The following is a 20,649-nucleotide window of genomic DNA, read 5'->3' as shown; positions in this document are numbered from 1 at the left end:
ATTAAATTGGCATGCTCATAACGTCTTGATAAGCAGAAACCATTTTGTTTCGCACCTGCTTCATCGTCTCAAAAGCAATACTCGATTTTTGCATCGCGACCATTGTTTCAGGTAAAGAGACAGACGGGTCTCCTGCATCAAATGCTTTGGCCATTGCGCCGCCTGTTTTTTGCATATGATTCACCTTGTCAATCGCATTGCCCAGTAAAGCTGAAAAATCGACTGCTTTTCCAACATTGCCCGTTTCACTATTCTGGCCTTGCGCAAGTGCTGCCATACTGCGCAATTGAGATATCATCTGACTGCTATCTATTTCATTCATAGCGTCCTCCTTTTAAAAAAAACATCATAGATCCCTTAAACAACCATACCTCTTTCACGCATTTTTGCTAATTTGTAACGTAAAGTTCGCGGGCTGATCCCCAGCTTTTTTGCAACCACTGAGCGATCACCCATCGCCTCTCTCAATGCACGAATAATCAAATCATGCTCATGCTCCTTGAGGTTTTCATTTAATTGTTTTAAATCATCGACTTTAGTCGAAAAAACTGTAGCTACAGAGGAGTCGTAGCACTCAATTTGCAAATCACCCACATCTATCTTTCTGGCTTTAGCATCCTTTAAAATCATTGCCCGCTGCAATACGTTATTCAGTTCACGAACATTGCCTGGCCAGGCATGTTTTAACAAAAGTTTTTCTGCACGCTTTGTCAAAGCAGGAATGATCACTCCATTGGATGCCGCAAAACTTTTCAGAATGATGCTCGCTAACGGCAAAATATCACGACTACGTTTTCGTAAAGGCGGTATCAGCAACGGAAATACACTCAAGCGAAAAAATAGATCTTCACGGAACCGCCCTGCCGCGACTTCTGCTTTCATATCCCTGTTGGAGGTTGTCAAAACCCTTACATTCAAAGAGATTATTTTACGTCCTCCTAACCGTTCAACTTCACGCTCTTGTAATACACGCAACAACTTGGCTTGCAGATCCAACGCCATTTCTGAAATTTCATCCAGCAATAACGTTCCCCCTTGCGCTTGCTCAAATTTACCTGGAGATGCTTGGTGCGCCCCTGTAAAAGCACCTTTCTCATAACCAAACAGAGTTGCTTCAAGCATATTTTCAGGAATAGCGGCACAGTTAATCGCCACAAAAGACCCACGGGCATATTTTGAATTTTCATGGATATAGCGGGCCATAACCTCTTTGCCGACCCCGCTTTCACCACAAATCATGACAGTGACATTATTCATGGCCACACGTTTGGCCAAAACCAGTAATTTACGGCTTTCAGGATCCACTGCAATGACACCAGAGCTCTCATCAACCGCACAAGGTGGTTGTGAACTGTCAGGTGAGTGACTATGGGTCATGTCAGTGAATACCAGAATTTGCCCTTTATTCAAAGACAACGGGCATGTTACAAGGGTCAGTAAACGACCATTACGCAGTTTTACATAAGAGTCATTTTCATTCTCTGGCATAAAGGCACGATGAATCACAGCACTCCATTTTTCGCCAGAAAAATCTTCGTCAAACAGTAACTGTGCAGCAGTATTACAAGCCTGAACACACCCCTTGCCATCCACAACAACGACAGCATTCGGAAAAGAATCGAATACCGATTGCATTAAACCCGCGTTACCTGTTGAATAGTTGTCGAACGTAGCTAACTGACTCATGATATATATCTCGCTTTTCGTTGAGTATTACGAAGAGCAAGATGCATACCAGAAATAATATAAAGAGAAGAATCACAGAGTTAGAATTAAATAAAATTTTATTGTCAATTTAATGACACCTAAATCCAGCTCGGGCAGGTTAATAGTGGTATACCGTAGGTTGACGGTGAGCTTGTGAACCGACAGCAAGTATGAAAATTTAGCTTAGGGTTTGTAATTCATATTTGCGAATTTTCTCAACCAGAGTCGTACGACGCAGCCCCAGCAAAGTCGCGGCATGGGCAACGATGCCATCAGCCTCCTCAAGTGCCTGAGTAATCAAATCCTGCTCTAAATTAGCCAAATACTCTTTTAAGTCAACACCGTCTTTAGGTAAGCGAGGTAATATTGAAGATGAACTTATATCGAGGAGTGAAGAAGAGATGTTTAATTTTGTATCTGTGGTATTCGAATCTGTATCATCTTTACGAAACTTGGCCGGTAAATCATGCATATTTACCTGTTCACTCGGGAACATAATCACCAATCGCTCCATCAAGTTCGCCAACTCACGCACGTTACCTGGCCACTCGTACTGGCACAAAGCAATCATTGCAGCATTTGTTAAACGTACCGTGCCACACCCATCATTTTCAAGCCGTGCGATCAATTCATTAATAAGCAGTGGAATATCTTCAATGCGCTCACGCAGTGGCGGCATATCTATGGGAAATACATTCAGGCGGTAATAAAGATCTTCACGAAAATTACCGTTAGTAATCGCTTCTTCCAAATTGCGGTGCGTTGCAGCAATAATGCGCACATCAGCACTTATGCTTTTATTACTGCCGACCCTTTCAAATACACGCTCTTGCAGCACACGTAATAATTTCACTTGCATCGGCAAACTCATATCGCCGATTTCATCAAGAAACAGAGTGCCACCTTCAGCCAGTTCAAAGCGCCCCTTGCGAGTGCTGATCGCTCCTGTAAAAGCCCCTTTTTCGTGACCAAACAGCTCACTTTCTAATAAATCAGCAGGTATTGCGCCACAATTAATCGGCACGAAAGGATGATCACGACGTGCTGAAAAATAGTGCAGGTTTCTCGCCACAACTTCTTTGCCTGTTCCAGATTCACCCAAAATTAGTACATTAGCACTTGTATTTGCAACCTGTTTTATAAGCTTTCTAACTTGCAAAATTCCACGACTGTTGCCCACCATGCTACGAAACAGCTCAGTATTGCGTACACTTTCAGTTTTACTTTTTTTATAAGCGACTTTCGCCAGATTTAACGAATGAGAGAGTTCGCTATGCTTAAGAGGTGATTCCAGAGTCGCCAGAGCACTGTTAAGAACAGCTTCGGGAATATATTTTTTTTGTGATTTATCAAAAACCAGCAAAACAGGAGTGGATTCATCCCATGCTTTCAATGCATAAAACAGCGTCATTAGCTGATTTTCAGACTCCGAGACACCTAACAAGACAGCCATAATTGATTCAGGCGGGCGAGATTTTTCCTGCCAATCTTGATATGACGATGTAATCACGTCACCATACTCACTAAATTCAAGAATCGTTTTAATGGCAGCACACCGCTGCGGATCAGAATCAATAACTAACAGGTTTGCCGACATGTAGTATTAACCTCCATGTTAAAAAAGTCGAACATCCCTTTAGTAGAACATTGATATATCAGTGTGTCAAAAATTCGACACCATCAAATGGATTAACCCTGGTGTGAAACTGCAATACTGCGTCGATGGTGGCGAAAAATAAGTTTTTCTAGACTCTCGTTCACTAATTCGCCAGAAAAATCTAATTTAGCCGTCACTTTAAAACGACCACTTTTTTCAATCACGCTCTGAACCGTAGCGGGAAAAACCAAAGAGTGAGGGTATTTAGTATCTAAAAAAACTTCCAGATGAATGTATTTATTCACTGAAGGAGATCGTGCATCCATCCATTCGGCGTAAGCCGTATTCAGCGTTAATGGACATACGTCGGGTAGGTTTATCTCTCGCATATAAAGTTGATTGAGTAATTCCAGAGCCAGATCAACTTTAAATTCAAGGCGCGCCAGATCAGCATGATTTTCACGCGACTCATCATTCACATCGACATGAATATCATCCAACTCCAGCAGCTTGCACAGTACGGATTCATTTTTATTTTGCAGTTGTAAAGCTTGAGCAGCATCCAAAGGTTTTTCAGGAAGATACCAACGCAATGGCACATCACCTTGGTATGTCAGACTGTGCCCTAATTGATCGCCTCTGATTAATGCATTCATTGTAAATATGCCTTATTGACACGCCGCCCTTTATTCAGTTTTTTCAGCTCCTCGGAGACCGTTTTATGCTCGGACTTAACATATTCCATCGTTTTTTTATCCAGTGACTGTATGAGAAGAATGGCAGAGGCGATATCATTGGATTCACTTTCATCAGCAGGTTTCTGAAAAAATTCAGATAACAAGTGACTTCGCTCCTTTTCCAATAAAACAAGCGAATTCCAATCATCTACTTGTGCGTATTCCAACATCTTTCGACTGGTTGCGACAATTTTTCCTAACTGCTGAAATTGCACTGTTTTTTGCTGCCGAGGCATCACATTGTCACGGTTTATCATATTACTCAATCAAGCAATACAGGCTCTCGCTCTTCATCTATTGTTTCATTTTTTTGATGCCTAAACTCCTCAGGAATCGCATCCCACCCCTCTTTAACCTCTTTTAACAGGCTCGTTATCTCATCCAGCATTCCCTCATCATTTTTAAGGTTCGCTTCCGCCAGACGCCTTGTTATATATTCATACAGATCATCCAGATTTTGAGCAATCTCTCCGCCGCCTGGCTTATCCAAGCTAATGCGTAAACCATCAATAATCGAAATAACCAAACCAATATACCGACCTTTTTCAGCAATATTACCGCGCGCCATATGTCCCTTCGCAACGGCGATTCGATCCAGCGCACCATCCAGCAACATCTGAATCAAGCGATGAGGGCTGGCATCACTGGTGCCACCATGTACATTGACTTGCATATACTGATCAATTGGACTATGTGATTGTTTCATAATTTCTCTCAATGATTAATTTCAAGTTCCTTGTCACTTCTATCTATTACGCCTGACAACACCCGGCAAACTCTCTAGCTGTGATGTCAAATACCCCCCCGTCGTTTGTAACTGATTCAATAACAGGTCCATTGCAACAAACTGGGATCGATAGCGAGCCTCAAGCGATTGCATACGACGATCCAGCACCTCACGCTGATCTGATAAACGATCAATACTGCCCTGAATTCCTTTGGTACGACTGTCCAGCACTCCATCAGAGTTCAGAAAAGAAGAGAGTGATGCATCAAGCCGTGCTGCAATTCCGTTATCGGACGCAAACAGCTCACCAATAGCGCCAAAATCCTGATCCATTGCTTCATTTAATTTTGAGGTGTTAATTTCCAGTGTTCCCTGCGCCGTTGTAGTGATACCTATTTCATTCAACATCGTAAATGCTGATTCGTTGCTATCACCCACAACAGATGCAATGACAGAGCGTATTTGTGACTGAATATTGCGCAGTGTAGAGTCACCCAGAAATACACCCGATGGACCACCCGACGGATCAAATTTTGAGAGTGATTTCATCGTCTCAATCATACTGTTATAGCTGCTTACAAAGCCTGAAATCGTCTCATTTAACTCGCCACTGTCCAAAGATATATTAAGAGAAACTTCAGTGCCTATTTCAGCTTTTTGCAAATCAATGGTCACACCTTCAATGGCATCATCAATTGAATTAGATGAACGCGTCACCATCTGCCCATCAATTTTTATCTGTGCATCCAGGTCAGCAAAGGCATTAATTTCCGTCAAATATTCATTATGGTAATCTTTGTCAAAAATCAGTTGTGACAAACCGACACCATGATCTTCATTATCCCCATCACCATCATTAGTGACCCTTATTTCCAGTGCATTATCACTTCCTGTTTCCGTAGCACTCATCACTAATTTGCTGACTGTTCCGCCCGTACCATCATCTACATTTATAATCGTGGCTGTCACACCTGGATTATCTGATGCGCTATTAATCGCCTGGCTGATTCCTTCCAATGTTTTATTGCTATCATCAATTTCAATTGTGAAACTCTTTGTACCGGTGGAGATAATTAAGTTGCCTGTTCCTACCTCACTGTTTTTATCGGTAAACCCTTCCGTCATTAATTTATGCACCTGGGCTTTTTGAATGACTTCAACATTATAGTTGCCCGCAACGGCTGACGAACTTGCCGTCGCGGTGAACAGCTCTTCATTAGCAGATGCCGCATCACGCGCCATAAAGGTGGATAAATTTTTCAGAGAAGTCACACTGTCTTGAAATTGTGACATTGCACCTTTTAATTGACCCAGCCCTGAAAGCTCCGCCAAAAATCTGGATTCTTTAAATGCAAGGCGATTCGTTGCCGGCGCTCGCTCAGCCGCCATTAGCTGACTAACCAAGCCTTCTATATCAATTCCTGAACCGATACCTGCTGAAGTTATAGCTGCCATAATCACGCCACCCTTTACTATCGAGAATTAAAAAACAAGCCTGAAATAAAGAACGGTCACAAAATAACTTATAAATTATTTCGCGCTCGTTCCTAAGTAAATTAAAACTGTTTTATTTTTCCAGGTTTATACCTTGCTATTCAGTAACATTCCTTCAAAATCATGGCCTTCCTTGATTCTTTGAGCCAGCTTCAAAGCTTCCTCTGATGGCATTTGCCGAATCACTTCTCGGGTTTGTGCATCCATCACCTTAACAACTGTTTTGCCACTCTCTTTATCGACACTGAAGCTCAACTCCCTTTGCATATTTTTCATCAAATCATCTATTTGGTTCATCGCCAGTTTAAGCTCTGATTCGTCAACTTTTGATGACTCTTTCAAAGCTATTGGCTGTTGGTTTTTCACTGTTTCAGAATTTTTTTCAGAGTCTGATTTGATGACAGGAGAGACGGCTGGTTTTAATCCAGAAAGAGAGATGCTTTGTAAATTTTCAAGTCCGATATCATTCATATCATGACCTCACTTAACTATAAAGAAGGAAGTGACCCATCTTTAATGATGAGCCACAATCCTATTGTCAGGTTTCAATTACCCGAGAAGAGAGAGTACGCCTTGAGGCAATGCATTGGCTTGAGAAACCATCGCGGTACCTGCTTGCTGTAGAATCTGAGCACGAGTCATCGCGGCTGTTTCAGCGGCAAAATCAGTATCCATAATCCGGCTACGCGCGGCTGAAATATTTTCAGAAGCACTTTGAAGGCTGGAAATGGTGGACTCAAATCGACTCTGAACCGCACCAAAAGTACCGCGCAAACTATCAATTTGGGTGATCGCCGCATCAATGCGTTGAATGGATGCATTGGCATTCTCAACAGTTCTGATATCAGTGCTATTTAATGTTGTGGTTGTAGTGTTTTGGCTACCGCCAGTAGCAGCGATTCCTGCAAAAATATCACCGCCGGCGGTATTATCAGATGTCACTGTAATTGCGGCATTGGATGAAAGTTCAATTGAACCTTTGCTCATGGTTGAGCCAACCTCAGTTCCAGTTAGCCCAGCTCCAGTGTAACCAGAGACACCAGTACCTGTACCACCGATTGTTTCTGTCATCTCAATATTACGGCCATCCGCTGCTGTGATTGTGAGACCACCATCATTACCCACTTTTGCAGTCACACCGGTATCACCACTTTTATTGTTAATGGCATTTGCTAACTCGGAGGCTGTAAATTTTTCACCCTCACCTTGCGTGAAGATATCGGTACCATTGATATTCATAGTGTAAGTATCACCAGTACCCACAACCGCTGATGAAATAGTAGCTGCGGTAATCTCCTGCTCAGCTCCTGTTGCAGTCGCCGTTACACCAGTTGTATCCTGTGCCTTATTGATTGCCTCGGCAATAGAAAATGCACTGCCAGCAGATTTACCTGCACCAGCCAAACCTTCTTTAAAATCAGGTGATGCGGCTGTACTATAATCCTTAGCTGCAACAATCTCCGTACCGTTGATCTCAATGTCGCCATCAGCATCAAGAAGGCCATCTTCAGGTACAGCTGCGGCGCCAACAACTGTACCCACCGACCCCTGAAGCGCATTACTAACATTGGCAAACGAACCGACAGAATCAGTCCGCATACTCTGGTTGATATCGACAGAGATTGTTTCACCGACATTGGCTCCCACTTGGAACGTAGCGGTTTGCATACTACCATCAAGAATTTTTTGACCATTAAAACTGGTGGTTTCTGCCATACGATCATTTTCTTGAAGAAGTTGCTGAAACTCTGCATCCAGTGATTTACGGTCAGCTTCCGTATTAGTCGCATTACCTGATTGAATGGAGAGCTCACGCATACGTTGTAAGTTAGTGGTCATTTGAGCCATCGCGCTTTCACCCGTTTGGGCGAGCGAGATCGCATCATTGGCATTACGTGCGGCCTGATCCATACCACGAATTTGAGAGGTCATGCGATTACTGATCGCCAAGCCCGCAGCATCATCCTTGGCGCTGTTAATTCGTAAACCAGTTGATAAGCGCTCTAATGACGTGGTTAATTGAGATTGTGATTGTGAAAGATTACGTTGAGCATTTAATGAAGCAACGTTAGTATTAATGACAGCAGCCATGTGATATCTCCTATAAGCACCCTAGCCGAACGGCAATAAAGGCACTGAAGGTTAAAATTTTAGCGGATATACTCAACAAGTAAGTATTCACCGCTCCCGAAAGATCTATCGGAAACAGGAAGATTAAACTTTAATAAAACGACCCCACAATAAGCTGACGGGGTATTAACTGAATTCAAACAATACACTGGAAAGTTATATATGATCATCTCAATTATCGCCGCTACGGGAAATGACCGAGTCATCGGCATTAACAATCAACTTCCTTGGAAGCTTCCTGCTGACATGAAGTTTTTCCGAAGTACAACGATGGGAAAACCCATTATCATGGGGCGTAAGACCTACGAATCTATCGGTAAACCGCTGCCTGGGCGCACCAATATCATTATCACCCGAGATTTAGATTTTCATGCCGAAGGGTGCATAGTGGCTCACTCTATTGAAGAAGCATTGCAGCAAACAGGGGCGACAAAAGAGGTGATGATCATCGGCGGAGCATCACTCTACAAACAAGTATTACCACTCGCACAGCGTTTTTATTTAACAAGAGTGCATGCCGATTTTGAAGGAGACTCTTACTTTCCTGAATTTAACCCACAGGAGTGGTCTTTGATAGAACGTACAGACCATGAGGCAGACGAACGTAACGCGTATGACTATAGCTTTTTAGTCATGGATAAAAACCATAAACCTTAATGGTAGACTTGTGGAGTCTCATTTTTAAGGGAAGCTTTTGCAACTCCATCAACTGCTATTTTTTCATCAACCGTGGGGTGTACTGATCGAACTAAATTCAACACTTCGGTGGTTAAGTTAGGAGACATACCCAACCCACTCAATGTTGAGTTCAAGTGCTCCATCACGACATCAAAATGTGCATTATTAAGATTTTTTAGATCCTTTTCTCTATAATCATCTGTTCCACCAAAAGCAAAGGTTAGAAATGCCTTATGCTGTGATTTTGAAACAGAATTATAAACCTCTTTAGTCCGCTCATCCGATGACAGTTTTTCAATAAATATATCAGTCGCCACTGCAACTTTAGAGTCACCCCCAATTTTTTCAAACAGTGTTCTAGCATCGTAAGCGGCGGCTCCACTTGCTGCTTGTACTTTTACTGCCAGATTCTCTTTAGCTTCTGTTTTTGATGTCGTTGCTGCACTTTCCAGCCCAGATTTTTTATCAGAATTAGAAGATACTAGCAGCTCCGGTGTTGCCAAATCGAGATTTGCAACAGAGCCATCACATAGGTCTTGAGCGCTGCTTGCCAAATGTTCATGTACTGCTCGGTAACTACTTGTCATATTGTTAACGAGTTCAGAGGTACGAGAAAAGTGCTGTCTGACCTGTTTTTTATAGGTTCCTAACTCATCACGCACCTGATCCAACTCACGGCGCAATCCTTTAGTTTCTTTTGCCGACTTGCTTAATGATGCTCCAATAAAGCCACCAATAATCATTCCAATGACCAAACAAGCCACCGCGATCAATATAGCCGTCATATCCATTATTTATCTCCTGTCTCAGCCAATATTAAGAATTAATAAATTTTACAATAATCGGATTTAAGTTCGATATTCCGCATTAATACGTACATAGTCATAGGAGAGATCATTCGTCCAGACTCGCGCTTGAGCATGGCCTCTACCCAAATTAATCCGTATAATAATTTCATCACTCGCCATCACAGCAACACCTGCAGACTCAGTATACTCGGCGGCACGGGAGCCTTGACGAACAATACAGACTTTGCCCAGATATATTGATATTAAATCCACATCAAGATCAACCACACCTGAGCGCCCGACCGCAGCCAGTATTCGCCCCCAATTAGGGTCACTGGCAAACAGCGCAGTTTTAACAAGTGGAGATTGTGCAACAGTATAAGCAACCTTGCGACACTCTGCTTCACTTTGCCCTTCAAGCACTTCTATTGTGACAAACTTTGTACTCCCTTCACCGTCACGAATAATTGACGCGGCTAAATATTCACATACTTCTCTGACTGTTTTTTCTAGAAGAGTGTACGCTTTTGAAGTTTTACCCACTACTTCAGGAAGAGTACTTTTACCTGTCGCCATCAACACACAGGCATCGTTCGTTGATGTATCTCCATCTATCGTAATGCTATTAAAAGAGCCTGAGACAGCAGCTTCCAGACAGTGCTGTAAAAGCTCTTGGGAAACAGTTGCATCGGTTGCGATATAGGCCAGCATTGTCGCCATATCTGGGCGAATCATTCCAGACCCTTTAGCAATACCCGTCACCGTAATTTGATGCCCATCAATCTCTATCTGCCGAGACAGACCTTTTGCTACAGTATCCGTTGTCATGATGCCATGTGCAGCATCACACCAGGAATCTGCCGATAACTTATCGACCAAAGCTGCAAACTGAGCCTGAATTTTAGCCACAGGCAGTGGCTCACCAATCACACCCGTTGAGAATGGCAATACCTGAGTTGATTGGCAATTTGCAGCGGCTGCTATGCCATCACAGCAAAGATGTGCATCTACCAGCCCCGCATCACCCGTTCCAGCATTGGCATTACCAGAATTAATCAATAAAAACCGTGGATTATCTGACTCTAAATGCTGGCGTGCAACAATAACAGGAGCTGCACAGAAAGCATTTTGTGTAAAAACAGCGGCTGTTCGCGCCCCTGTCGCAAGTTCTACAAGCACAACATCAGCACGCTCTGTTTGCTTGATTCCAGCATTAACCGCACTTAAACGTATGCCTTCAACAGGCAATAATTTTGATAACCCAGTTAATCCAACAGCCATTTTATTCTTAACTTAATCGCCCATGGCATTGTTTATATTTTTTACCTGACCCACACGGGCAAGGCTCATTACGCCCAACTTTGCGATCTTTTCGTACAAAGGTATCATCACCACTTTCACCAACAGCATCATCAGAAGCCATCGCAGTCGTCTGTTCATGCTGCATTTCCATTGAACCACTGGCCATATCCATACGGCGCTGCTCTTCTATCGCTGCAACATCGGCTTCGGTATTCACCTGCACTTTTGAAACAATACTAACAACTTCATGCTTGATACGATCAAGCAACAGACCAAACATTTCAAAAGCTTCACGTTTAAACTCTTGTTTAGGGTCTTTCTGCGCATAACCTCTTAAATGAACACCCTGACGCAAGTGATCCATCGCTGCCAAGTGCTCTTTCCAAAGATTATCCAATACCTGTAACATCACCGCCTTTTCAAAGTGACGCAGCACTTGCGTTCCTGCTCCAGATTCTTTTTCCTGATGTATCTTGAGCAACTCATCCGATATTTTGCTTCGCAACGTCTCTTCATGCAAATCATCATCCGCATCCAACCAACCTCGGATATCAAATTTTGCTCCAAATTCACGCTCAATCGCTGCCTCCAGACCGGGAACATCCCATTGCTCTTCCATACTTTGAAGCGGTATATAATCATTAACAAGCGCAGTTGCAACATCCTGACGCATCACGTCAATCATTTCGCTAACATCTTCAGAAGCCATCAACTCATTGCGCTGTTCGTAAATGACTTTACGTTGATCACTTGCAACATCGTCATATTCCAACAGTTGTTTACGCGTATCGAAGTTGTGCCCCTCGACTTTACGCTGAGCATTTTCAATGGCTTTTGAAACCCAAGGGTGCTCTATAGATTCACCCGCTTCAAGCCCTAGTTTTTGCATCAGTGTCGAAATACGCCCCGAAGCAAAAATACGCATCAAACTGTCTTCAAGTGACAAGTAAAAATGGCTGGAACCTGGATCCCCTTGACGACCCGAGCGACCGCGTAACTGGTTATCAATACGGCGAGACTCATGGCGTTCAGTACTAATAATATGCAAACCGCCACTATCCAGCACTTGTTGGTGACGCTCTTCCCACGCTTCACGTAAACGTTCGACGGCGGCTTGATCATCCGGATTTTTTAATTCAGAAATTTCGACCTCAAGATTTCCACCGAGCACAATATCTGTACCTCGACCGGCCATATTGGTTGCAATTGTCAATATACCGGGTCTGCCTGCCTGCGCAATGATTTCAGCTTCCTGAGCATGATGCTTAGCGTTGAGTACGCTGTGTTTTATTTTTTCTTTTTTCAATAAGTCCGATAGAATTTCAGAGCTTTCAATGGATGCGGTTCCGACGAGTACAGGCTGGCCATTCGAGATACATGTACGAATCTCCTCAGCCATTGCTACATATTTTTCTTTCGTCGTCAGATAAATCGAATCCCCCATATCAATTCGAGCATTGGGACGGTTAGGCGGAATAATGACCACCTCCAAACTATAAATTTGCTGAAACTCAAATGCTTCGGTGTCGGCTGTGCCTGTCATCCCCCCCAATTTGTCATAAAGGCGGAAGTAATTTTGAAATGTAATGGATGCCAACGTCTGATTTTCATGCTGAATCGGCACACCTTCTTTGGCTTCTACCGCTTGATGCTGACCATCAGACCAACGTCGTCCCGGCATGGTACGCCCAGTAAACTCATCAACTATCACAACCTTCTTATTTTGTACCAAATAATGTACGTCTCGCTGAAACAAGGTATAAGCACGCAATCCAGCATTAATATGGTGCATCAAGCTGATATTTGACGTGTCGTAAAGACTTTCACCTTCCTGTAATAAGCCTGCATCCAAAAGCATATTTTCAATACGTTCATGCCCTTCTTCGGTGAGGTGAACCTGGCGACTTTTTTCATCAAGTGAGTAATCACCTGGCCCATCATTCTCCTCGCCCTCTTGACTACCTTCTTGCTTTTCCTGTTCAGTCAGCTTGGGAATCAGTTCGTTAATTTTTTTATAGAGTTCCGAGCTATCTTCCGCAGGACCAGAAATAATCAGTGGCGTACGTGCTTCATCAATTAAAATTGAATCTACTTCGTCAATAATGGCAAAAAACGGCTCTCTCTGAACCTTATCTTCTGGGCTAAAAGCCATATTGTCGCGCAGATAGTCGAAGCCAAACTCATTATTGGTGCCGTATGTAATATCCGAAGCGTAAGCCGCACGTTTAGTTTCAGAATCCTGACCCGAAAGAATAATGCCAGTGGTTAAACCTAAGAATTCATACAGAGGCATCATCCATGTCGCATCGCGCTGAGCCAAATAATCATTGACAGTAACAACATGAACACCTTTGCCCAGCAGTGCATTTAAGTAAACTACCAATGTCGCCATCAGCGTTTTACCTTCACCCGTACCCATTTCCGAGATTTTACCCTCATGCAGCACAACCGCTCCGATGAGCTGCACATCAAAATGGCGCATATTCAGCACCCGTTTACTCGCTTCACGCACGACGGCAAAAGCCTCGGGTAGGATATCGTCCAGCGTTTCACCACTTTCCAGACGCTGCTTAAGTATCGGCGTTTTTTCTTGCAGTTCCTGGTCAGATAGTTCAACGTATGCGTCTTCAAACACATTAATCTTTTCAACCGTTTTTCGAATCTTTTTTAATAACCGCTCATTACGGTTGCCAAAAACTTTACTAAAAAATCCGCTTATCATTTAATTGACCAATATCCAAAAAAGTTATATTTATTAATATCTCTATATAGGCAGAGCTATAAATCTCAACCCTTGAAAAGCAAACAGTCCGTATGAAATCACCAAAACCGATCAACAAACTACTCTTCGGCTCATCAAAGGAGATTAAAGGGCTACTTGATCGTGCCAGTTATTTAAATGAACTGACCCGTTATTTACGCACTATTTTACCAGAGGCCGTTGCACCTCATTGCCAAGTTGCCAACATTAAAATGAACCGTAGCAATATGAATCTTGTACTCATTACAGACTCGCCCGCTTGGAGCACCAAGGTTCGATTCTACCTTCCCACCATTCTGGCTCATATGAAAAAACGCCCAGAACTGCAGCAGCTAAACTCAGTACGAATCAAAACCCGACCTCGGGAATATCATGTCGAGGATGAGCAAATAAGAGTCGTACATATGTCCAGCGAGAGTGCTCACCTCATCGCACAAGCAGCCAATAGCACACAAGATAAAACCTTAAAAGCCGCACTTAAAAGGCTATCAAACCGAGGTCGAAACAGCCTGGGGTAACATAATAACCCGCTACAACTCATTCATTGCCGGCATATATTGAACAGGTGCGTGTTCATCGTCTTTAAAAGTGACCATTTCCCAAGCACTTTCATCTGACACCAATGCACGCAACAATTTATTATTTAAATGGTGCCCCGACTTATAGCCTGTAAATTCACCAATCAAGCTATGTCCGAGTAAATAGAGATCACCAATCGCATCAAGCACTTTATGCTTTACAAACTCATCATCGTAACGAAGGCCATCCTCGTTTAAAATGCGTTGCTCATCCATAACTATGGCATTATCCGAGCTACCACCCAATGCTAATTTATTTTTTTGCAGCATTTCCAAGTCACGCATAAAGCCAAAAGTACGTGCACGACTCACCTCTTTAACAAAAGCTGTTGAGGAAAAATCCACCTCAGCTTTCTGCGCTCGACCTCGAAAAGCAGGGTGATCAAAGTCAATTGAAAATGAGACTTTAAAGCCATTAAAAGGGGTAAACTTTGCCCATTTTTCACCATCATGAACCGTGATAGATTTTTTAATACGAATAAACTGCTTAGGCGTATCTTGCTCCGCAATACCGGCAGATTGAATTAAAAATACAAACGGCCCAGCACTGCCATCCATAATAGGCACTTCAGATGCACTTAATTCTATATAAGCATTATCAATACCCAAGCCTGACAGGGCCGACAATAGGTGCTCCACAGTAGAAATACGCACATCACCTTTAATTAAGGTTGTCGAAAGCTGTGTATCCCCAACATTTTCAGGACATGCTGTTATTTCAACGGGCACATCAAAATCAACACGGCGAAATACAATACCGGTATCTGCAGCAGCAGGCTTCAAAGTCAGATACACTTTCTCGCCTGTGTGCAACCCAATTCCTGTGGCTCGAATCGTATTTTTCAGTGTTCGTTGTTTGATCATTGCCAACATCCTCACAGCAATCAGAGTTTAAGTATATACAGTTATAACCAAGCCTAAAAAACCCGCAAAATGTTAGCACACACCTCTAGTTAAACCTAATATTCCTTAATCTGCCTGCCTACGTAAAAATGCTGGGATTTCCAGATATTCCAAGTTATCATGATCCAGATGATCTTGATTCACTTTGGACGCTCTCTTGGAGTTAAGTGCTCTAAATTCAAGATTACCATGGTTAACTGCATCTTTAGTATTCAAACGAACGGTCTCAAGCTCAACTTTGGCAACCACTTCATGCGCAGGTTTTTCCGGCGTAACAGTAACAGGCTCACTTCTCTTAACCACTCTGGTATTTACAAGGTCAACTTTTTCTTCTTCAACTCGGTTGGGAGCTGAGCTATCAAGCCCAGTTGCTACAATTGTTACACGCAACTCATCTTCCATTTCGGGTTCTAGAACGGTTCCTACAACAACCGTAGCTCCATCGGATGCCAACGCTCTGGCGGTATTACCAATCTCTTCAAACTCACCCATGGACATATCCAGGCCTGCAGTAATATTGACCAACATACCGCGAGCACCTGACAAGTTGACATTTTCAAGGAATGGGCACGACATCGCCGCTTCAACAGCCTCTTTGGCACGATTTTCACCTTGTGCGACTCCAGAACCCATCATTGCCACGCCCATTTCAGACATAACCGTACGTACATCGGCAAAATCAACATTCATCATACCGTGCTTGGTAATTAACTCAGAAACACCCTGCACTGCATCCTTTAAAACATCATTTGCTTTTTTAAAGGCATCCAGCAGTGAAGCACTTTTTCCCAGCACCGCCAGTAGACGAGAGTTAGGAACAATAATGAGCGAATCAACATATTTAGAAAGTTCAGCAATCCCTTCATCTGCAATAGACGCTCGCTTTGGCCCCTCAAAAGGAAAAGGCTTGGTCACAACACCGACCGTTAAAATACCGAGCTCTTTTGCACACTCAGCAACAATAGGAAGCCCACCAGTACCGGTTCCTCCGCCCATACCCGCCGTCAAAAACACCATATCAGCTCCGCTAAGAACTTCCATGATACGTTCACGATCCTCTTTTGCAGCCTCACGTCCGATTTCAGGGTTTGCACCCGCTCCCAAACCTTTAGTAATACTGTTACCCAATTGCAAAATTGTTTTTGCGGAAGAGTTTTTTAATGCCTGAGCGTCGGTATTTGCACTAATAAACTCAACCCCATCGATCCCCTCCAGCACCATATGGTCAATAGCATTGCCACCACCACCACCTACACCAATCACTTTGATCACTGCACTTTGTGTACATGTATCTACGAATTCAAACATTTTCAATCCCCCTTAAACTAAAAACAATTGTAGCCCATCACTTAAAGTGAGCTGCACTAAAAACTACCGTGAAACCAATTTTTTATTTTTGCCCAAAAACTACCATGGCTATTTTTCACGTTATCCATACTATCTTCCTGATCCATCTGTTGATGACCAAATAACAAAAGCCCAACCGCTGTAGCATAAATCGGGTTTTTTACAACATCTGACAAACCAGACACATGCGAAGGAATGCCAATCCGTACTGGCTGATGAAAAACTTCTTCTGCTAATGTCGCCAACCCCTCTACCTTGGAACTTCCCCCTGTTAGAACAATGCCTGCCCCTAACAGATCATCATAACCACTGCGCCGGAGCTCTGCCTGTATTAGCTGCATAAGCTCTTCATAACGTGGCTCCACAACTTCAGCCAATATTTGATGGGTCAAAATCCGTGGAGGCCGATCCCCCACAGCAGGAACTTCAATCTCTCTCTCTGGATCAGCCAACTGCGCTAAAGCGCATGCGTGTTTAACTTTGATCTCTTCAGCGTATCTCGTCGGCGTGCGCAACGCGACCGCAATATCATTAGTCACCTGATCTCCTGCGATCGGTATCACCGCTGTATGACGAATTGCACCATTGGCAAACACGGCTATATCAGTGGTTCCACCACCAATATCAACCAGACAAACACCCAGTTCTTTCTCATCTTCCCTCAAAACAGCACAGCTAGAAGCTAACTGTTCAAGAATAAGATCTTCAACTTCAAGACCACAACGATGCACACATTTTTCAATATTTTGTGCCGCGCCTGATGCTGCGGTAACTAAATGAATATTGGTTTCCAGGCGCACGCCAGCCATCCCTATCGGTTCATGAATCCCCTCTTGTTTATCAATGATATATTCTTGAGGAATCACATGGATAATCTGTTGATCACTCGGCATATTTAAAGTGCTGGCCGAATCCACAACGCGGGAGACATCATTTTGCGTGACCTCTTTATCACGAATAGCCACCATACCCTGTAAATTAAAACTACTAATATGATTACCTGCAATCCCCACATAAACGGTATTAATCTGGCATCCCGCCATCAATTCAGCCGCTTCTATTGCTCGCTGAATTGAACCCGCCGTTGATTCCAGGTTAACCACAACACCTTTCTTCATTCCTCGTGAAGGACAAGTCCCTTCGCCAATAATACTTAACGTACCATCCGCACCGACTTCACAAACAATAGCGACGACCTTTGTAGTTCCAATATCCAAACCGACTATTAAATTTTTTTCAGATTTTTTTGACATAGATGCGTACACGCTCAAACAAATTGCTTAAGCTTTTGTGGCCTCCTCTGTTTGCTCTAACCATTCAATTGAAAAACCATTGCTGTATCGCAGGTCAACCTGCTTTACTTCCCCCCCTTCCAACTGAGGATACCAACGCACAAAACGCTGCAAACGCTGCTCACTTTCTGTTCGCCCTAAAATCAACGTCATACTGTTATTCAGAGTGATATGCCAGGCATGTCTCTCGTCAAGTTTAATTTGTACAATACTCAAACCCAACTGGGATATCGTTTCTTTGTTATTTTGATAATATTGGGTCATCTCTAAAGCATGATCCACATCCCCGGAAAATATCACCAGACTCTCGGGAAAAGTACTCTCTTCTGGAGAAAAATGTACACCTGACTCATCAAGCAATCCTCCATCCTCCCAACGAGCAACCGCTTTATGTTCAACGACCTTCACATACAGCTCATCAGGCCATACACGCTCTATATTTACCGCAGCAATCCATGGCATTGTCATCAAATCACTTTTTACCGTATCAGTATCAATTTTCAAAAACCCCTGTTCTGCATAATTTGCAACAACTTGCCTTATTTGATCCGCATCAATATGACGAAACTCACTTTCAACCTGAATATTTTTCAACGGCATTGTTTGTGGGTCTGACAACATAACCAAACCCCACATAACAACACTCACGGAGGCTACAAAAACAGCCCCTCGCTTAAGCCAACCAGGTTTCAACCACTGACGTTTTTCTCGCTCAACAGCGTTGCGCTGGTTTGTTTTTTTTCGCTTATTACGCAAACTCATGCTGTTGCACCTTCTAAAATACGCCATACCAAATCATTAAATTCAATTCCCACCGCTTTGGCAGCCATAGGTACCAGACTATGATCTGTCATTCCAGGCACAGTATTCACTTCTATCAACCAAGGGTTGCCCGCTTCATCAAGCATGAAATCAACTCGCCCCCAACTTCGGGCGGCCACGGAATTGAACGCTTTTACTGCCAGTGCTTGAAGTTGAATTTCTATCTCTGCAGATAAACCCGATGGGCAAAAAAACTGAGTATTATCCAGCTCATATTTTGCTGCATAATCATACAACCCATCACAAGGGCTAATCCCTATCAATGGCAGTGCCTCGCCTTCAAGAATGGTCGCCGTATACTCATTGCCTTCGACCCAGCACTCAGCCATCACATATTCATCAAACTTTAATGCTGTTTGCCATGCCGCTTCAATTTGATTTTCAGTGGTGACTTTACTAATTCCAAAACTGGAACCTTCATGAGCAGGCTTTACCACCAGCGGCAAACCTAATTTTTTCACCGCACGAGTGCAAGCATCAATACTATCTAAAATACAAAAATCAGGCGTCGGTAACTCCGCCCCTTTCCATAACATTTTACAACGCACTTTATCCATACTGATGGCACAACCTAAAACACCACTTCCCGTATAAGGGATCTCCAATGTTTCCAAAGCACCTTGCAACAATCCATCTTCGCCACCGCGCCCATGCAGTGCAATAAAAGCTCGATCAAAAGATTCATTGACAAGTTTCTGCAGCAACGGAACCGCACCCATCGCAGTATCAATTAAAACAGCATCAACACCGCGTGTGCGCAGAGCCTGCCATACGGCACTGCCACTTTTCAGTGAAATATGAGCCTCAGCTGAACTTCCACCCGCCAAGACAGCAACACGCCCAAAATCTGCAGGATGATCTATTTTATTTTGTCGCTCATCAATCATGAACTGACCCCTACAATACGCACTTCAGTTTTCAACCGTACATCACACTGTTTTTCAACCGTTGTTACAATCAAATTTATTAACGACTCTATATCTGCCGCAGTCGCATGACCTTTGTTGATAATAAAATTGGCATGTTTATCAGAGACCATAGCCCCGCCTAGAGAGTGCCCTTTTAAACCACACATCTCTATCAATCGCCCCGCATGGTCGTTATCAGGGTTTCTGAATACTGAACCACAACTCGGCAAACCAATGGGTTGTGCTGCGTTACGCTGTTCAAGCAACTTTTTAATACGAACCATGGCCAGAGCGCTATCGCCGATTTTCAATTTTAACCGTGCCGCAATGAACCACTCATTTTCAGGCCCCTCAACATGACGATAAGAGTAGCGATACTCATCACTTGATCGCCATACTCGTTTTCCAAAGCGATTTATCACTTCAACTTGCTCTACGAGTGGCCAGATTTCTCCACCAAAAGCCCCCGCATTCATTGTCAGTGCGCCACCCATTGTGCCCGGTATTCCTGCAAGAAACTCTGCACCTGTTAGCCCGGATTTCACACAAAATCGTGCCAGTTTTGCACAGGAAGCGCCGGCACCCACATCAACATGCAGCGCATCTGTTTTTCTGATTGTATTCAATACACCCGTCATACAGATCACCGTACCTTTAATACCTCCGTCACGAACCAGCAAGTTACTACCCAAACCAAACCAAAACAGATTCTCACCTGCAGGCAATTGTTCAAGAAATAGTACAAGGTCGTCGATATCAGCAGGAATATAAAAATTCTCAGCCATCCCGCCTACGCGCCATGAAGTATGGCGAGACATCGGCTCTTCAATTAGAAGCTGGCCTCGTTGCTCTTGTAGTCTCTGTGCTGAATTCATAAA

At 43.4% G+C, this 20,649-nt stretch carries 20 protein-coding genes; 2 read left to right on the top strand and 18 right to left on the bottom strand.

The genetic code is table 11. The features are described 5' to 3' along the window. Nucleotide 1: 1 nt before the first annotated feature. From fliE to L3J70_02455, 9 genes are all read right to left on the bottom strand, one after another. Nucleotides 2-322: a flagellar hook-basal body complex protein FliE gene (gene fliE, locus L3J70_02495; GenBank protein MCF6235241.1), complete on the bottom strand. Its 321-nt coding sequence runs from the start codon at nucleotides 320-322 to the stop codon at nucleotides 2-4. Between the two features lie 35 nt (nucleotides 323-357). Beyond that, nucleotides 358-1,377 (bottom strand): sigma-54 dependent transcriptional regulator, encoded by a 1,020-nt coding sequence (locus L3J70_02490; GenBank protein ID MCF6235240.1) that lies wholly within the window; start codon nucleotides 1,375-1,377, stop codon nucleotides 358-360. A 508-nt stretch (nucleotides 1,378-1,885) separates the two neighbouring features. Continuing rightward, nucleotides 1,886-3,304 (bottom strand): sigma-54 dependent transcriptional regulator, encoded by a 1,419-nt coding sequence (locus tag L3J70_02485; GenBank protein ID MCF6235239.1) that lies wholly within the window; start codon nucleotides 3,302-3,304, stop codon nucleotides 1,886-1,888. A gap of 92 nt (nucleotides 3,305-3,396) precedes the next feature. After that, nucleotides 3,397-3,960: a PilZ domain-containing protein gene (locus tag L3J70_02480; protein MCF6235238.1), complete on the bottom strand. Its 564-nt coding sequence runs from the start codon at nucleotides 3,958-3,960 to the stop codon at nucleotides 3,397-3,399. Next, nucleotides 3,957-4,298, bottom strand: a complete 342-nt coding sequence (locus tag L3J70_02475) for a flagellar protein FliT (protein MCF6235237.1) — start codon at nucleotides 4,296-4,298, stop codon at nucleotides 3,957-3,959. The genes L3J70_02480 and L3J70_02475 overlap by 4 nt, the downstream gene beginning before the upstream one ends. A gap of 5 nt (nucleotides 4,299-4,303) precedes the next feature. Continuing rightward, nucleotides 4,304-4,747 carry a flagellar export chaperone FliS gene (gene fliS / locus L3J70_02470; GenBank protein ID MCF6235236.1) on the bottom strand — a complete coding sequence of 148 codons (444 nt, stop codon included), beginning with the start codon at nucleotides 4,745-4,747 and terminating at the stop codon, nucleotides 4,304-4,306. A gap of 39 nt (nucleotides 4,748-4,786) precedes the next feature. After that, the gene (gene fliD, locus L3J70_02465; protein MCF6235235.1) at nucleotides 4,787-6,223 is read right to left on the bottom strand and encodes a flagellar filament capping protein FliD; all 1,437 of its coding nucleotides are present in this window, start codon (nucleotides 6,221-6,223) and stop codon (nucleotides 4,787-4,789) included. A gap of 126 nt (nucleotides 6,224-6,349) precedes the next feature. Beyond that, on the bottom strand, nucleotides 6,350-6,733 hold the full coding sequence (locus L3J70_02460) for a flagellar protein FlaG (protein MCF6235234.1): 384 nt from the start codon (nucleotides 6,731-6,733) through the stop codon (nucleotides 6,350-6,352). Between the two features lie 78 nt (nucleotides 6,734-6,811). Then, nucleotides 6,812-8,353, bottom strand: a complete 1,542-nt coding sequence (locus L3J70_02455) for a flagellin (protein MCF6235233.1) — start codon at nucleotides 8,351-8,353, stop codon at nucleotides 6,812-6,814. A gap of 201 nt (nucleotides 8,354-8,554) precedes the next feature. On the opposite strand from L3J70_02455, the gene folA reads away from it, so the two are divergent. Beyond that, a complete protein-coding gene (gene folA, locus L3J70_02450) occupies nucleotides 8,555-9,049 on the top strand; it encodes a type 3 dihydrofolate reductase (protein ID MCF6235232.1) in 495 nt (164 codons plus the stop codon). Here folA and L3J70_02445 read toward each other — a convergent pair. Genes L3J70_02445 through secA form a run of 3 tightly spaced genes read right to left on the bottom strand, consistent with a single transcriptional unit; the run spans nucleotide 9,046 to nucleotide 13,882 of the window. Next, nucleotides 9,046-9,861 (bottom strand): DUF1043 family protein, encoded by an 816-nt coding sequence (locus L3J70_02445; protein ID MCF6235231.1) that lies wholly within the window; start codon nucleotides 9,859-9,861, stop codon nucleotides 9,046-9,048. The genes folA and L3J70_02445 overlap by 4 nt on opposite strands. A 57-nt stretch (nucleotides 9,862-9,918) precedes the next feature. After that, the gene (argJ, locus tag L3J70_02440) at nucleotides 9,919-11,139 is read right to left on the bottom strand and encodes a bifunctional glutamate N-acetyltransferase/amino-acid acetyltransferase ArgJ (protein ID MCF6235230.1); all 1,221 of its coding nucleotides are present in this window, start codon (nucleotides 11,137-11,139) and stop codon (nucleotides 9,919-9,921) included. Between the two features lie 7 nt (nucleotides 11,140-11,146). Then, a complete protein-coding gene (secA, locus tag L3J70_02435) occupies nucleotides 11,147-13,882 on the bottom strand; it encodes a preprotein translocase subunit SecA (GenBank protein ID MCF6235229.1) in 2,736 nt (911 codons plus the stop codon). A gap of 92 nt (nucleotides 13,883-13,974) precedes the next feature. Between secA and L3J70_02430 the strand changes: the two genes are divergently transcribed. Then, nucleotides 13,975-14,439 carry a DUF721 domain-containing protein gene (locus tag L3J70_02430; GenBank protein MCF6235228.1) on the top strand — a complete coding sequence of 155 codons (465 nt, stop codon included), beginning with the start codon at nucleotides 13,975-13,977 and terminating at the stop codon, nucleotides 14,437-14,439. Between the two features lie 12 nt (nucleotides 14,440-14,451). Here L3J70_02430 and lpxC read toward each other — a convergent pair whose 3' ends face one another. From lpxC to murB, 6 genes are all read right to left on the bottom strand, one after another. Then, the gene (lpxC, locus tag L3J70_02425; GenBank protein ID MCF6235227.1) at nucleotides 14,452-15,363 is read right to left on the bottom strand and encodes a UDP-3-O-acyl-N-acetylglucosamine deacetylase; all 912 of its coding nucleotides are present in this window, start codon (nucleotides 15,361-15,363) and stop codon (nucleotides 14,452-14,454) included. 105 nt (nucleotides 15,364-15,468) lie between these two features. Then, on the bottom strand, nucleotides 15,469-16,710 hold the full coding sequence (ftsZ, locus tag L3J70_02420; protein MCF6235226.1) for a cell division protein FtsZ: 1,242 nt from the start codon (nucleotides 16,708-16,710) through the stop codon (nucleotides 15,469-15,471). Nucleotides 16,711-16,766: 56 nt separating this feature from the next. After that, the gene (gene ftsA / locus L3J70_02415) at nucleotides 16,767-18,002 is read right to left on the bottom strand and encodes a cell division protein FtsA (GenBank protein MCF6235225.1); all 1,236 of its coding nucleotides are present in this window, start codon (nucleotides 18,000-18,002) and stop codon (nucleotides 16,767-16,769) included. Between the two features lie 27 nt (nucleotides 18,003-18,029). Next, nucleotides 18,030-18,803: a cell division protein FtsQ/DivIB gene (locus tag L3J70_02410; GenBank protein ID MCF6235224.1), complete on the bottom strand. Its 774-nt coding sequence runs from the start codon at nucleotides 18,801-18,803 to the stop codon at nucleotides 18,030-18,032. Next, nucleotides 18,800-19,750, bottom strand: coding sequence for a D-alanine--D-alanine ligase (locus L3J70_02405; GenBank protein MCF6235223.1), 951 nt, complete (start codon nucleotides 19,748-19,750; stop codon nucleotides 18,800-18,802). Before L3J70_02405 ends, L3J70_02410 begins: the two co-directional genes overlap by 4 nt. Then, nucleotides 19,747-20,646 carry a UDP-N-acetylmuramate dehydrogenase gene (gene murB, locus L3J70_02400; GenBank protein MCF6235222.1) on the bottom strand — a complete coding sequence of 300 codons (900 nt, stop codon included), beginning with the start codon at nucleotides 20,644-20,646 and terminating at the stop codon, nucleotides 19,747-19,749. Before murB ends, L3J70_02405 begins: the two co-directional genes overlap by 4 nt. Between the last annotated feature and the right edge of the window lie 3 nt (nucleotides 20,647-20,649).

The organism is Gammaproteobacteria bacterium, from assembly GCA_021648145.1.
GTDB lineage: Bacteria > Pseudomonadota > Gammaproteobacteria > JAADGQ01 > JAADGQ01 > S141-38.
This window is presented reverse-complemented; position numbering and strand designations above follow the sequence as displayed.

Bases quoted from the DNA above. Each gene is read 5' to 3' on its own strand.
- fliE (MCF6235241.1), bottom strand. From the start codon at position 322: ATGAATGAAATAGATAGCAGTCAGATGATATCTCAATTGCGCAGTATG.
- L3J70_02490 (MCF6235240.1), bottom strand. From the start codon at position 1,377: ATGACCCATAGTCACTCACCTGACAGTTCACAACCACCTTGTGCGGTT.
- L3J70_02485 (MCF6235239.1), bottom strand. From the start codon at position 3,304: ATGTCGGCAAACCTGTTAGTTATTGATTCTGATCCGCAGCGGTGTGCT.
- L3J70_02480 (MCF6235238.1), bottom strand. From the start codon at position 3,960: ATGAATGCATTAATCAGAGGCGATCAATTAGGGCACAGTCTGACATAC.
- L3J70_02475 (MCF6235237.1), bottom strand. From the start codon at position 4,298: ATGATAAACCGTGACAATGTGATGCCTCGGCAGCAAAAAACAGTGCAA.
- fliS (MCF6235236.1), bottom strand. From the start codon at position 4,747: ATGAAACAATCACATAGTCCAATTGATCAGTATATGCAAGTCAATGTA.
- fliD (MCF6235235.1), bottom strand. From the start codon at position 6,223: ATGGCAGCTATAACTTCAGCAGGTATCGGTTCAGGAATTGATATAGAA.
- L3J70_02460 (MCF6235234.1), bottom strand. From the start codon at position 6,733: ATGAATGATATCGGACTTGAAAATTTACAAAGCATCTCTCTTTCTGGA.
- L3J70_02455 (MCF6235233.1), bottom strand. From the start codon at position 8,353: ATGGCTGCTGTCATTAATACTAACGTTGCTTCATTAAATGCTCAACGT.
- folA (MCF6235232.1), top strand. From the start codon at position 8,555: ATGATCATCTCAATTATCGCCGCTACGGGAAATGACCGAGTCATCGGC.
- L3J70_02445 (MCF6235231.1), bottom strand. From the start codon at position 9,861: ATGGATATGACGGCTATATTGATCGCGGTGGCTTGTTTGGTCATTGGA.
- argJ (MCF6235230.1), bottom strand. From the start codon at position 11,139: ATGGCTGTTGGATTAACTGGGTTATCAAAATTATTGCCTGTTGAAGGC.
- secA (MCF6235229.1), bottom strand. From the start codon at position 13,882: ATGATAAGCGGATTTTTTAGTAAAGTTTTTGGCAACCGTAATGAGCGG.
- L3J70_02430 (MCF6235228.1), top strand. From the start codon at position 13,975: ATGAAATCACCAAAACCGATCAACAAACTACTCTTCGGCTCATCAAAG.
- lpxC (MCF6235227.1), bottom strand. From the start codon at position 15,363: ATGATCAAACAACGAACACTGAAAAATACGATTCGAGCCACAGGAATT.
- ftsZ (MCF6235226.1), bottom strand. From the start codon at position 16,710: ATGTTTGAATTCGTAGATACATGTACACAAAGTGCAGTGATCAAAGTG.
- ftsA (MCF6235225.1), bottom strand. From the start codon at position 18,002: ATGTCAAAAAAATCTGAAAAAAATTTAATAGTCGGTTTGGATATTGGA.
- L3J70_02410 (MCF6235224.1), bottom strand. From the start codon at position 18,803: ATGAGTTTGCGTAATAAGCGAAAAAAAACAAACCAGCGCAACGCTGTT.
- L3J70_02405 (MCF6235223.1), bottom strand. From the start codon at position 19,750: ATGATTGATGAGCGACAAAATAAAATAGATCATCCTGCAGATTTTGGG.
- murB (MCF6235222.1), bottom strand. From the start codon at position 20,646: ATGAATTCAGCACAGAGACTACAAGAGCAACGAGGCCAGCTTCTAATT.